This window comes from Telluria beijingensis, from assembly GCF_030770395.1.
In the GTDB taxonomy this organism is placed as follows: domain Bacteria; phylum Pseudomonadota; class Gammaproteobacteria; order Burkholderiales; family Burkholderiaceae_D; genus Telluria; species Telluria beijingensis.
Map to the genome: position 1 here is coordinate 1,667,419 of NZ_CP132480.1, position 13,034 is coordinate 1,680,452.

Genomic DNA, 13,034 nt, shown 5'->3' on the forward strand with positions numbered 1-13,034 from the left:
GCGGTAGGGTCTTCAAGCCTGCCGCAGGACGCGGCGGTTTCCACAAGTGTATAAGGGAGAACGTCATCATGGCCTCAAGCAACCAAGGTAACAAGCAATCGGGCAACCAGGGCAATAGCCAGAGCGCTGCCAGCGGCACCCGTAACCGCGGATTCGCCTCGATGGATCCGGCGCGCCAGCGCGAAATCGCCAGCCAGGGCGGCAAGGCCGCCCATGCCAAGGGAACCGCCCACGAATTCACGTCCGAAGAAGCCCGCCGCGCCGGCAGCTTGAGCCACGGTAATCGCCAGTCGGCCAACGCCAGTGCCGGTGGCGCCTCTCGCACCTCGAGCAAAAGCGGCAACCGCCAGAGCGCGCAGGGCGGCAACCGCAGCGGCGGTTCGAAAGAGTAAACGACGCGGCCGGCTGACGGCCGGCGCCGACAATACAACGGGAAGCCATGCGCTTCCCGTTTTGCTTCCGATACCCCCAAAACGCGGATGGGATAAGGTAGAATCGCTGCGCCTTTTTCCAACCTTCCCAAGGATCAACGTCGTGAAACCAGCGGTCATTCGTCAAGTCAAGAGCCTGTCCATGTCCTGCGATCGGGTCGGCAACCTGTTGCTCACCAAGTTTTCCACCCAGGGCGCGAGCGACCTGTGCATCCAGATCCCGGCCTCGATGGTGTTCTGGCTGCTCAAGCACCTGCCGGTCAATCGCGATCCGCAACTGAAACCGCCTCCAGCCGGCCCCGGCATCGGCCAGGCCGACTGGGAAAGCCCCTACGTGCCGCGCGCGCAGTACGTGAACTGCAAAGAATTGCCGGGTGCGATCCGCATGTCCTTCGTGCTCGACCGCAAGCCCGACCTGACCGTCGTGCTCGACCGCGGAAACGTCGAACTGATGCGCCAGATCATGACCATGTACACCAAGGACCTGATCGACCTCGACGCGCAGTAAACACGCGCCCACGCCCCGGCATGGCATCACCGGTCGGCGTGGCCGATCCGGTATCATGGCCGGCGCTGCTTATGCACTGATCGTCGGGATCACGCCGGGATGGCGCCCGACGCCCGTTCGACACCTCCGTCCACCGCGACGGGCCATGAAAGGATTCCTCCGATGCCCATCAAGATCAGTACGATGTTCGACTCCGGCTCGATCGACGTCGTCCGCGCCGACAATCCGAAACAGATCGACCTGAACCTGCGCAAGGATTCGCACGCCGACATCCACCAGTGGTTCCACTTCCGCCTGCAGGGCGCGCGCGGCCAGGCCGTCACCATGCGCTTCCTGAACGCCGGCCAGGCTACTTACCCGAAGGGCTTCGAAGGCTACCAGGCGGTCGCCAGCTACGATACCGAGAACTGGTTCCGCGTCCCGACGAGCTTCGACGGCCAGGTGATGACGATCGAGCACACGCCGGAACTGGACAGCGTCTACTACGCCTATTTCGAACCCTACACCTGGGAACGCCACCTGCGCTTGCTGGGCGAAGTGGCCGAGAACCCGATCGCGCGCGTGCACGACATCGGCAGCACGGTCGACGGCCGCGACATGAACCTGGTGGTAATCGGCAATCCACAGGCCGAGAAAAAGATCTGGGTCATCGCGCGCCAGCACCCGGGCGAATCGATGGCCGAATGGTTCGTCGAAGGCATGATGGATGCGCTGCTCGACAGCGCCAATCCGGTTGCGCGCAAGTTGCTGCAGCGCGCCGTGTTCTACATCGTGCCGAACATGAACCCGGACGGCTCGGTGCGCGGCAACCTGCGCACCAATGCCGCCGGCGCCAACCTGAATCGCGAATGGATGAACCCGTCGCTCGAGCGCAGCCCTGAAGTGCTGTGCGTCAAGAACAAGATCGAGGAGATCGGCATCGACATGTTCTTCGACATCCATGGCGACGAGGCGCTACCCTACAATTTCGTGGCCGGCTGCGAGATGCTCGAGGACTTCACCGCCGAACGCGCGCTGGAGCAGAGCACCTTCATCGACCGCTACATCGCCTGCAGCCCGGATTTCCAGAAGGAATACGGCTATGCTGCCAGCAAGTACAACGACGAGCTGCTGACGCTGGCTTCCAAGTACGTCGGCCATCACTACAAATGCCTGTCGCTGACGCTCGAGATGCCGTTCAAGGACAATGCCAACCTGCCCGACGCGCACACCGGCTGGAACGGCGCGCGCAGCGCCGGCCTGGGCGCGGCGATGCTGCAGCCGATCCTGCAGGCGTTGGGCTGACCCATGGGCGTTGAAATCGAACGCAAGTTCCTGGTCGCAAGCGACGCCTGGCGTACGCTGGGCACGCCCGTGCTCGTGCGCCAGGGCTACCTGACCTCGGATCCGGTGCGCACCGTGCGTGCGCGCATCTATGGTGACGAGGCTTTTCTCACCATCAAGAGCAAGAGCGAAGGCGCCGCGCGCGGCGAGTGGGAGTATCCGATCCCGATGGCGGACGCGGCCGAACTGCTCGACCGCCTGTGCGAGCGGCCGCTGGTCGAAAAATACCGGCGCCGCATCGAGCACGGCGGTTTCACCTGGGAAGTCGATGAGTTCCTGGGCGAGAATGCCGGCCTGGTGGTGGCCGAGATCGAGTTGCCGGCGGAAGATACGCCGTTCGACAAGCCGGACTGGATCGGCCAGGAAGTCACCCACGACAAGCGCTACTACAACTCCAACCTGATCCGCTCACCGTACTCCACCTGGACCGATACCGCCTCATGACCATCGTCTCGCGCCGCAGCCTGCTCGCACTCTCCCTCTCCACCGCGCTTGGCCTGGCGTTGCCGGCCGCCGGCGCGCTGGCCGCCGACAATGCCGCGTATTTCCCGCCGGCCGGCGAGTGGGCGCGCAAGGACCCGGCCCAATTGGGCATGGACCCGGCGGCCCTGGCCGCGGCCGTCCAGTTCGCGCAGTCGCGCGAGACCGAGCGTCCGCTCGACCTGTCCGACCAGGAAGCCGTGTTCGGCACCCGGCTGGGTTCGATGCCGACCAAACGCGCCCGCACCAATGGCGTGGTGATCTACAAGGGGTATGTGGTGGCCGAGTTCGGCGATACGCGCTTCGTCGACCCGACCTATTCGGTGGCCAAGAGCATGCTGGCGACCGTGGCCGGTGTGGCGGTGCGCGACGGCCGCATCGCGGTCGATGATCCGGTCGCGAAGACGGTGAATGATGGCGGCTATGCCGCGCCGCACAACGCGCCAGTCACCTGGAAGCAGCATCTGCAGCAAGAGTCCGAGTGGGAAGGCGAACTGTGGGGCAAGCACAGCAATTTCATCGGCAAGCAGGCCTTCGGCAAGGGCGAGAAGAAGCCGCGCGCGATCAAGGCGCCAGGCAGCTTCTATGAGTACAACGACACCCGCGTAAACCGCTTCGCGCTGTCGCTGCTGCGTGTGTTTGGCCAGTCGGTGCCGGACGTGTTCCAGCAGCAGGTCATGGACCCGATCGGCGCTTCCCAGACCTGGAAATGGGTTCCTTACCATAACAGCTATGTGGAAGTGAATGGTAAGCAGGTGCCATCGGTCAGTGGCGGCACGCGCTGGGGCGGCGGCATGTGGATCGACAGTTGGGACATGGCGCGCTTCGGCTACCTGTGGCTGAATCAGGGTAACTGGAATGGCAAGCAGGTCCTGCCGGCGTCCTACGTGAAGGAAGCGCTCACCCCGAGCGCCCACGGCCCGGATTATGGCTACCTGTGGTGGCTCAACACCAAGGGCAAGAACCTGCCAGGCATGCCTGCGACCGCCTTTGCGGCGCTGGGGGCGGGCAGCAACGATATCGTCGTCTCGCCCGAACACGACCTGGTGATCGTGTGGCGCTGGCATGCCGGAAATGCGGCCGAGTTCGCGACGCGCGTGATTGGCGCGATCCGCCAGTAAATTGTTCACAACACGCAACGCGGGCTGCGCCAATTGTGCGGAGCAAAACGGAATTAAAGTGATATATTTTTATTACTAAATTCCATCCGCGATGCGGTTTGTGTGTCCCCGGTTCGACTCGACAATTCGTTCTTGAAATCACCCGGTCGGGTCATGGTCAGGCATACGCTCCGGCATTGCCAACACCACCAGGACACACAAGAATGAACAAGAATATCGCCATCGTCGGCGCTGGATTCTCCGGGGCCGTGATCGCAAACCAGCTGGCGCAGGCCGGCTACACCGTCGACGTGTTCGAATCGCGCCCGCACATCGCGGGCAACTGCTATTCGGAGCGCGATGCCGAGACCGGCGTCATGGTCCATGTCTATGGGCCGCACATTTTCCACACCGATAACGAGCGTGCCTGGGAATTCGTCAACCGCTACGCCGAGTTCAAGCCCTACGTCAACCGCGTCAAGGCGATCACCGGCGGCAAGGTGTTTACCCTGCCGATCAACCTGTTGACCATCAACCAGTTCTTCAACAAGACCATGGGCCCGGCCGAGGCGCAGGAATTCCTGCAAAACCTGGGCGACAAGTCGATCGAGAACCCGACCACCTTCGAAGAACAGGCGCTGCGCTTCGTCGGCCGCGAGCTGTACGAGGCCTTCTTCAAGACCTATACGATCAAGCAGTGGGGCCTGCACCCGAGCGAACTGCCGGCCAGCATCCTCAAGCGGCTGCCGGTGCGTTTCAATTACGACGACAATTACTTCAACCACAAATACCAGGGCATGCCGGCCAACGGATACACCGAGCTGGTGCAGAACATCCTCGATGTGCCCGGCGTGACCGTGCACCTTAGCACGGCCTTCGACCCGGCCGACAAAGGCAATTACGCCCACGTGTTCTACAGCGGCCCGATCGACGCCTGGTTCAAGCATGAAGACGGCCGCCTGCCTTACCGCACGCTGGACTTCGAGACCTTCCGCGCCGATGGCGACTTCCAGGGCAATGCCGTCATCAACTACTGCGACGACGAGAAGAACTACACGCGCATCACCGAGCACAAGCACTTCTCGCCGTGGGAAAAGCACGACAAGACCATCTGCTACGCCGAGTACAGCCGCCAGTGCGAAGAAAAGGATGTGCCGTACTATCCGATTCGCCAGACGCGCGAGAAGGCGCAGCTGGAGCTGTACGTGAACAAGGCGAAGAACGAAGACAACGTCACCTTCGTCGGCCGCCTGGGCACCTACCGCTACCTGGACATGGACGTCACCATCCACGAAGCCCTGCTCACGTCCGATAAATTCCTGGAAAGCGCGAAGGCCGGTGCGCGCATGCCGGCCTTCGTCATCGATCCGATGGCGTAAGCAGCTACCTGGGGCTCAGGCCGCGAAGCCGCCGTCGATCAACAGGTCGCCGCCGGTGACGTAGGCCGCTTCCGCGCCCGCCAGGTAGGCGACCATGGCCGCGATTTCTTCCGGCCGGCCATGGCGTTTGACGGCCATGTAGTCGTGCAGGCCGGCGCCGAACTCGGTGTTTTCCGGGTTCATGTCGGTGTCGACCGGGCCGGGCAGCACATTATTGATCGTGATCCCGCGCGGGCCCAGTTCGCGCGCCAGGCCCTGGGTCAGGCCGCTCAAGGCCGACTTGCTCATCGCGTACACCGAACCGCCGACCATCGGCATGCGCAGCGCATTGGTGCTGCTGATGTTGACGATGCGTCCGCCTTGTCGCATGTGTGGCAGCACTGCCTTCACGCCGGCGAACACGGCGCGCACGTTCACCGCCACCGTCTTCTCGAAGTCTTCCAGCGTGAAATCGTCGATCGGCCCGAACACGGCGACGCCGGCATTGTTGACCAGGATGTCGATGCGGCCGCGCGCCTGGACCACGGTGTCGATCGCGGCCTTGATCGCGGCCGGGTCGGCCGCATCGCTCCTGATCGCTTCGGCGCTGCCGCCCGCAGCCTTGATGTCAGCCACCAGCGTGTCGGCGGCGGCTGCCGATTGTTGATACGTCAGCGCCACGTGCGCGCCATCGGCTGCCAGGCGGCGTGCGATGGCGGCGCCGATGCCGCGTGAACCGCCAGTGACTACAGCAACTTTGCCTTCGAAGACCTTGTTCATGATGAGCTTCCCTAGGTGTGTTTGAATGAGCGTCCAGTATGCTGCGGACCTGGAGTTGAAACTAGCCAGTCGTAAGTCGCATGACTTTCAACTGCAGGTATAAAATTTGACCGACATCACCCCAGGGAATGCGCCATGCCGGAATCGATCAGCCATCTCGTCTCCTTCATCTACAGCGCCGAGGAGGGCGGCTTCTCGCCGGCCGCGCGCCGGCTCGGCCTGAGCCCGGCCGCGGTCAGCAAGAACGTCGCCCGCCTCGAGCAGCACCTAGGCGTGCGCCTGTTCCAGCGCACCACGCGCCAGCTGCGCCTGACGAGCGAGGGCGAGCGCTACCTGCACGAAGTGGCCGAGCCATGGAAGCGCATCGAGGAGGCAACGCAGGCCACGCGCCAGGGCGCGGGCCAGCCGGGAGGAACCCTGAAGATCGCCATGGCGCCGCTGGTAGGCCGGACGTATTTCGTGCCGATGCTGGAGGAATTCCTGCGACGCTATCCGGCCATCGTGCCCGACCTGCACGTCGAGAACCGCCAGGTCGACCTGGTCGGGGAGGGCTTCGACGTGGCGATCGGCGGCGGCGTCGACCTGAACGAGGGCATGGTGGCGCGCGAACTGACGACCGTGCACAGCATCGTCGTCGCCAGTCCCGCCTACCTGGCGGAACGCGGCTGGCCAGCGGGGCCGGATGAACTTGCGCGCCATGCCGGCATCGCGCGCCGCGCGGTGGGCAGTGGCCGCCTGCTGGGCTGGACGCTGCGCCACTCGGATGGCCAGCAGGCGCCGATCGAATTGCGCACGGTGGCGGTGTGCGACGACCCGGAAGCGATGGCGCAGGCGGCGCTGGCCGGCGTGGGGGTGACGGTGCTGCCGTTGCCCCACGCCCAGCCTTTCCTGCGCAGCGGGGCGCTGGTCAACGTGCTGCCGGGCTGGCATGTGCAGGGGCGGGCGCTATGCCTGTACTACGCCAGCCGCAGGCTGTTGCCGGCCAAGACGCGGGTGTTCATCGATTTCGTGGTGGAGCGTTTCGAGACGCTGGGACTGGCGCGGCAGTTCACGACGCCGGATCGACCGGAAGGCCTGTAGAAGGTCGATACCCCCGCCGCAGCGGGGGCATGAAGCGCGTCAGTGGAAGTGCTCGGTACCGGTCGGTGCGTCTTCCGGCATTTCGGCATGTACCAGTTCGCCGGTAGGATCGGCAAACAGGGGAGAGCCGCAATCGTCGCAATACTCGGCCACGTAGCGTTCGTTGATGCGCTTGATGTGGGCGATGCCGGCGTCGTTCAGGTGGGCCGCGATCTCGTTGATCGGCGACAGCGGCGTGGCCTGGACCGCCAGCGGGCCTTCCATCGGCGTGCCGTTCTCGTCTTCTTGCCCGTACAGCGGCCAGACGATGCCATAGATCACGTCGGCACTCTGGCGCATGGTGAACGAGATGCGGTATTCGTCGATCTGGATGTCCGGCGCTTCTTCGCCGAAGCCGGCGATCACGGCGCGCAGGTCGGACGCTTCCACGCCCAGCGTATTGGTCAGGTAGTGCACGGCTGCGCGGATCGAGATCGGGCGAATGAGTTTGTCGGCTTCGCGGCAGGCCACGTAATACGCTTCCGGCAGCAGCAGCTCGATGCCGCAGCCCGGCAGCAGGCGCGCGACATTTGCGGTCGCCTGCGCGCGCCACTGCTCGAGGCTGCGCTCGCGCTCTTCGGCGAAGCGCAGCTGATGCTGCGGCTCTTGCCAGCGGAACAGCGGCTCGCCGACCGGGGCCACGACCGCGACCAGCAGGTAACGGGTGTCGGCCAGGAAGGGTGCGGTCTCGTCGAGGTGCGGCGCCGGCTTGATGGTGCCGCCCTTGTGGGCGGCTGCCGCCAGCTTTTGCGTCAGCGCCGCGGTTTCGGCGTGGGTGCGCGGCAGCTGGTCGAGCGAGTACAGCGTCGGCGCCATCGCCATCTTCGTGCCCTCGGCCAGCAGGTGGGCCGAGAAATGGGCGCCCAGCGTCGACAGCAGGTCGTTCGGGATGGTGCCGGTGGCGATCGAGAAGCGGGTCCAGGCGAGGATCGGTGCCGCGACCAGCAGGGCTTGCCAGGTGACGTCGCCGCCGCCGGCCTGCTCGACCATGGTCGACGATTCGCTCACCGCCTCGACGGTATCCATCAGCACGTCGTAGGAGGCGAGGTCGTCCTTGAAGAGAAGGTTCAGGGCGCTGTCGATGCTGTCCTGGTGATTGGTCTTGAGCAGCTTTTGCAGCTGCGTGTCCAGCTGGCGTTCCCACGCGCGCTCTTCGGCGCGGCTGGCAGCTTGCATGAGGGCTTGCGAGAGGCTGACGAGGCGCTGGCTTTCTGCGGAAAGTTTTGGAGTTGAATCTTTGGAAGGACGACGCATGGCGCTGGTAGGTCTCTTGTCAGTGAATGGTTCGAAAGTCCGAGGGTCGATGATAAACCCATATCCCCGGTATTGTAGTTGATTCGGCTACAGGTCATGAACAATGGCTGTCATGGCAACCTTACGAAAGAAGTACGCGTGAACGCTTGCACAATGCGCGAACAGGGTACATAATGAGAATAATTCTCATTCAAACATGTTTGGGAATTGATTGGAGTGTTCAAGTTGTGTTTCCAACTTGTGTTGCAAGCTGTAGCCGTTGGCGACCGGGAAAGCGCTAACGGATGTTTCTCACGGAGTACCACCCCCGCCGGGCAACCGGATTCGCCCCTCCTGGCTGTGCCAGGGGGGATTTTTTTATTGGCGCAGTGAATACAACGACATGATGCTGCATATCCCTGGCGTGCTGACGCCGGAACAGGTGGCCCACATCCGCGCACGCATGGCCGGCGCACCCGAATGGCTGGACGGCCGCGAGAGCGTGGGCCCGCAAGGCGCGCAGGTCAAGCGCAACCGGCAACTGGGCGAGGGCACGCCGCTGGCCGTCGAACTGGGCCAGATCGTCAGTGCGGCCCTGATGGCGAACCCGCTGTTCTTTTCCTGCGCGTTGCCGCTGCGGGTGCTGGCGCCCTATTTCAATGCCTACGGCGGCGGCGAGCATTACGGGCTGCACGTGGATGGCGCGATCCGGGCCCAGCGGGCGGGCGGGGCGCCGGTGCGGGCCGATGTGTCAACCACGGTGTTCCTGAGCGAGCCCGAGGACTACGATGGTGGCGAACTGGAAGTGGTCGATCTGTACGGCACCCACGAGGTCAAGCTGGCGGCGGGCGATGCGATCGTGTATTCGTCGGGCAGCGTGCACCAGGTGCGGCCGGTGACGCGCGGCGAACGGGTGGCGTCGTTCCTGTGGACCCAGAGCATGGTGCGTGACGACGGCAGGCGCGCGATGCTGTTCGATCTGGATGCGCAGATACAGAAGCTGCGTGCGCAGCATGGCGACTCGGAGATCACGGTGGGCTTGACGGCGCATTATCACAACCTGCTCCGGATGTGGGCCGAGGTGTAAGGCTGCCATTCCCGATGCGTTAGCATCGGGGGATTTGACCATTCTCAACGATGTCCGCTTAGAGGGTGCCAGAATTCATGCTTATTCCGGTGGGAAATAACTGGAGGCTAGTGTGGATATCGCTCGCGAACTCAGAAGTCTCATCGAGACTGGAACTGACCTCAACGCTGATAGCCGCCCGATCCGGCTGCGGCTTTTCCATCAGGGTAAACAGAGCGGCAATATTCTGCTGCCCCAGTCGATTAGTGGTACCGAAACCGTATGTGGCGGCTTCAAGTACCAGGTCGACTGTGTGGCGACCTCTTGCAAGCTCCCCCTGAAAGAGTTTATCGGCCTGCCGGCCACGCTGGAATTCGTCAACGACCGAAGGCAGTTGCGCCACATAAGCGGGATCGTCGCGCAGGCGAGTTCGGGCGAGTCCGACGGCGCCATCTCCAGCTATCGCATCGTCATCTGCGACGCGATGACGATCATGGAGCAGCGAGTCAATACGCGTGTGTTCCGGCGTTTGAGCTGGCCTCAAATCGTGATCGTCGTGCTGAAGGAATGGTTGCAGATACACGGGGTGCTGGCCGGGGCCTTCGACTATGAATTTGCAGATGGTTTTCGGCTTGAGAACTATTCGGAGCGCGAGCAGACGGTGCAGTTCAACGAATCCGATGCGGCCTTCGTGCGCCGTCTTCTCGGTCGTTCCGGCATTGCATGGTTCTTTCGATCCGGCGGTAGCCGCGCATTGCAGCACAATCGCCAGGCGGGCGAGTCGATGGCGATACATACGCTCGTGCTGCTCGACGCGCGAAGCAGTCTTGCGCGGAACGATGCCGGCGTTGTTCGTTATCACCGCGATGACGCTACCGAACAACGCGACTCCATCACGCGATGGGGAGCCGTGCGTAAGCTCCAGGCAGGTGGCACCAGTGTATTCAGCTGGGATTATAAGCAGCCTGCGAATACCCCATTGATGCTCGTCGAGGCGCCGGGAAAGATCGATCAGGGACGGTCGGGTAACCGGTTGGCCGGCGGATTGCAGGAATACATCGTCGAATCTCCGCATGTCGCGACGAACAGCGACGAACTGTATCGTAGTGGCCTGCTTCGCATGCAGCGCAAGGAACTCGATGCGAAATGCTTTGTTGGGGAGGGAACGGTACGCGATTTTCGTGTGGGTGAATACTTCACGATCACGAACCATCCAGAGATCGACGGCCATCTCGTTGCCGACCGCGATTTCGTCATCACGGCACTCGAGATCAGGGCACGGAACAACTTGCCGCGAAGTCTGGAAGAGCGGGTGCAGCGCCTATTTGCGAACAGTGGCTGGGGGGAAGATCAAGAAAGCAGGAATGGCGGGGACAGAAACGCGCATCCGTTCCAGATGCGATTCGAGGCCGTCCGGCGTGCCATTCCGATCGTTCCGGCATTCGATCCGCGGATCGATCTGCGCGATCCCGGCCTTCAGACTGCACTTGTGGTCGGCGGGAAAAACGAGACCGTTCATTGCGATGAATATGGTCGCGTAAAAATCCGATTTCCAGCAACGCGTCCGGCTGACCACCAGCACACGGGCGGTGCCGGCGCGTCGGATACGGACTCGGATTCAGCCTGGGTGAGGGTGGCAAGCAACTGGGCCGGCACAGGGGATTCACATTGCGGCACTCTCGGCCTGCCACGTGTGGGGACGGAGGTGCTGGTCGCGTTCATCGGCGGCGACCCGGATAAGCCCATCGTCATCTCCCAGCTATATAACGCACATGCCTTGCCACCGCCGTTGAGCAAGAACGCGAACCTGCCAACGACACGCTACCTGTCGGGCATACGTAGCCAGGAGATTCAAGGCTGGCGCGCCAATCAACTCCGACTCGACGACACGCCGCAAGAAATCAGCGCGCAGTTGGCGAGTGACGACGGTGCGTCGCAACTCAATCTGGGATGGCTGACGCATCCGAGAGGCGAGCGTCGCCAGCCGCGTGGCGAAGGCGCGGAGCTGCGCAGCGACCACGCGGTAGCGATTCGTGGCGGTAAAGGTGTGCTGATCACTGCCGATGGCCGTTCCAAGGCCGAAGGTAATCAGTTGGAGCGGGCCGAGTTGCTAGGGCTTGCCGACGGATTGCGCGATATCGCGGACCAGCTGGCAAAGCTGGCCGAAACGCATGCCAAGGATCCGGACAATGGCCCGTTGCTGGGTCAACTGGTGGACAAGCTCAGGCATCTGGATCACGGAACCAATGCCGTCGAAGGCGGCTCAGGTGGCGCCCCCATTGTTGCCATCAGCGGACCGGCTGGGATCGTCATGGCAAGCTCGGAAAGCCTGGCGTTGGGCGCGGAGAAGAATATCGATATGGTCGCGGCTGCGGATACGCATCTGGCTGCGGGCGGACGGACGACGGTGCGAGCGGCCAAGGGGCTCAGCGCATTCGCGAATGACGGTGGTATCAAACACATCGCGGCTAGGGGCGATATACAGACGGAAGCGCAGGATGGTGTCGTCAATCTGATAGCGCAGAAGGTCATGGAGCTGATCAGCAATACAGATTGGATCAATATCAAAGCCAGAAAGGGTGTCCGGATCTATGGCGGTGGCAGTGAGTTGAAGATTAGCGCCGAAGGCATTGTCGGCAACACGACTGGCAATAGTCATATGCATGCGGCTGATCACCAGACCTTTGCCAAGAAGGCGTCCGAGGTGCAGTTTCCTGACGAGCTGCCGCATCACGATATTTGCATTCCTTGCATGCTCGCGGCGGCGCGTGCGCATAGTCCATTGGTGGAGGCGGAATGAGTGACAGACCCGCAAGAGCGTTCACCTACTTATTGGTTGACAACGGGCTATTGCAAGAGGTTTCAGCTGGATATGAAGAGGACGATGCAAAGCGCCGGCCTGTATGGCTTGAACCAATATATGGGGAGCGCGCACTGAAGGTGAGCCCATTGTTGATAGATATCGAAGCGGCTGACGAATCGGGAGATATCGAACTGGTCATGCGCTATCTGAACGCCCGCAAGCCGGCATTGCACGCTTCCATTATTGAAAGTAGCTTGAATCTTACAAACGCTGCTCAGCATCTGCGCCGCTTCATTTTCATCCTCGATCCAGAGGGAAAACAATTCACGCTCAGGTTCGCAGATGGTGCGGTCCTTGGGCCATTGTCGAGCATTCTTACTGCGGCGCAGTGGGCCACCATGAAGGGGCCGATATCTCGTTGGGGGATTCATGACCGGTCGGGGTCGATTGTTTACTTATCGCCAGGCGAACAATACCTACAGGTGCCGACGCCCTTGACGCTCGACAGGGAGCAATTGGCGGCGCTAGATGAAGCAAGCGAGCCAGATCACTTCATCGCGAAGGTGAGAATGATGCGCCACGATAAGTCTCTGCCTGGCACGCCGGTCGAACAGTATACATGGGCGCTAAAAGCACGGCAGATATGGCGTCTGAAGAATATTACCAGTTCGCTCATCCTGGAGCGTCTAACGGAAGCTGCTTTGATTACACGTGGCAAGGTGTTGCAGGATGATGATATTGAGCATCTTCTTGAGACAGATAATCCTGCAGAATCTCAGGAGGGATTGAGTGAATTATGAGGTGATCTTGAAATGGTCAGAGTCCCGAATGGG

Annotated in this window: 12 protein-coding genes; 10 read left to right on the forward strand and 2 right to left on the reverse strand. The window is 62.2% G+C overall.

The genetic code is table 11. The annotated features are described in order from the left end of the window. The first annotated feature begins 68 nt into the window (after positions 1 to 68). The 6 genes from Q9246_RS07385 to glf all read left to right on the forward strand — a co-directional run bounded on the left by Q9246_RS07385 (position 69) and on the right by glf (position 5,221). A complete protein-coding gene (locus Q9246_RS07385; RefSeq protein ID WP_306396606.1) occupies positions 69 to 392 on the forward strand; it encodes a KGG domain-containing protein in 324 nt (107 codons plus the stop codon). Between the two features lie 181 nt (positions 393 to 573). Then, positions 574 to 939 (forward strand): hypothetical protein, encoded by a 366-nt coding sequence (locus Q9246_RS07390; protein WP_306396607.1) that lies wholly within the window; start codon positions 574 to 576, stop codon positions 937 to 939. A gap of 162 nt (positions 940 to 1,101) precedes the next feature. Further along, on the forward strand, positions 1,102 to 2,223 hold the full coding sequence (locus Q9246_RS07395; RefSeq protein WP_306396608.1) for a M14 family metallopeptidase: 1,122 nt from the start codon (positions 1,102 to 1,104) through the stop codon (positions 2,221 to 2,223). 3 nt (positions 2,224 to 2,226) lie between these two features. Further along, the gene (locus Q9246_RS07400) at positions 2,227 to 2,706 is read left to right on the forward strand and encodes a CYTH domain-containing protein (RefSeq protein ID WP_306396610.1); all 480 of its coding nucleotides are present in this window, start codon (positions 2,227 to 2,229) and stop codon (positions 2,704 to 2,706) included. Next, the gene (locus Q9246_RS07405; RefSeq protein ID WP_306396611.1) at positions 2,703 to 3,863 is read left to right on the forward strand and encodes a serine hydrolase domain-containing protein; all 1,161 of its coding nucleotides are present in this window, start codon (positions 2,703 to 2,705) and stop codon (positions 3,861 to 3,863) included. Before Q9246_RS07400 ends, Q9246_RS07405 begins: the two co-directional genes overlap by 4 nt. Before the next feature lie 203 nt (positions 3,864 to 4,066). Then, positions 4,067 to 5,221 (forward strand): UDP-galactopyranose mutase, encoded by a 1,155-nt coding sequence (glf, locus tag Q9246_RS07410; RefSeq protein WP_306396612.1) that lies wholly within the window; start codon positions 4,067 to 4,069, stop codon positions 5,219 to 5,221. 15 nt (positions 5,222 to 5,236) lie between these two features. On the opposite strand, the gene Q9246_RS07415 is transcribed toward glf, so the two are convergent. After that, positions 5,237 to 5,980: an SDR family oxidoreductase gene (locus Q9246_RS07415; RefSeq protein ID WP_306396613.1), complete on the reverse strand. Its 744-nt coding sequence runs from the start codon at positions 5,978 to 5,980 to the stop codon at positions 5,237 to 5,239. Positions 5,981 to 6,115: 135 nt separating this feature from the next. Here Q9246_RS07415 and Q9246_RS07420 point away from each other — a divergent pair, with 135 nt between their 5' ends. Further along, positions 6,116 to 7,060: a LysR family transcriptional regulator gene (locus Q9246_RS07420; RefSeq protein WP_306396615.1), complete on the forward strand. Its 945-nt coding sequence runs from the start codon at positions 6,116 to 6,118 to the stop codon at positions 7,058 to 7,060. Positions 7,061 to 7,099: 39 nt separating this feature from the next. Here Q9246_RS07420 and Q9246_RS07425 read toward each other — a convergent pair whose 3' ends face one another. Beyond that, positions 7,100 to 8,353 (reverse strand): DUF2863 family protein, encoded by a 1,254-nt coding sequence (locus Q9246_RS07425; RefSeq protein ID WP_306396616.1) that lies wholly within the window; start codon positions 8,351 to 8,353, stop codon positions 7,100 to 7,102. Between the two features lie 382 nt (positions 8,354 to 8,735). Between Q9246_RS07425 and Q9246_RS07430 the strand changes: the two genes are divergently transcribed. The 3 genes from Q9246_RS07430 to Q9246_RS07440 all read left to right on the forward strand — a co-directional run bounded on the left by Q9246_RS07430 (position 8,736) and on the right by Q9246_RS07440 (position 13,001). Then, entirely contained in the window at positions 8,736 to 9,419 is a 684-nt protein-coding gene (locus Q9246_RS07430) for a Fe2+-dependent dioxygenase (protein ID WP_306396617.1), read from the forward strand. A 112-nt stretch (positions 9,420 to 9,531) separates the two neighbouring features. After that, a complete protein-coding gene (locus tag Q9246_RS07435; protein ID WP_306396618.1) occupies positions 9,532 to 12,198 on the forward strand; it encodes a type VI secretion system Vgr family protein in 2,667 nt (888 codons plus the stop codon). Continuing rightward, a complete protein-coding gene (locus tag Q9246_RS07440; RefSeq protein ID WP_306396619.1) occupies positions 12,195 to 13,001 on the forward strand; it encodes a DUF4123 domain-containing protein in 807 nt (268 codons plus the stop codon). The genes Q9246_RS07435 and Q9246_RS07440 overlap by 4 nt, the downstream gene beginning before the upstream one ends. Positions 13,002 to 13,034: the final 33 nt, after the last annotated feature.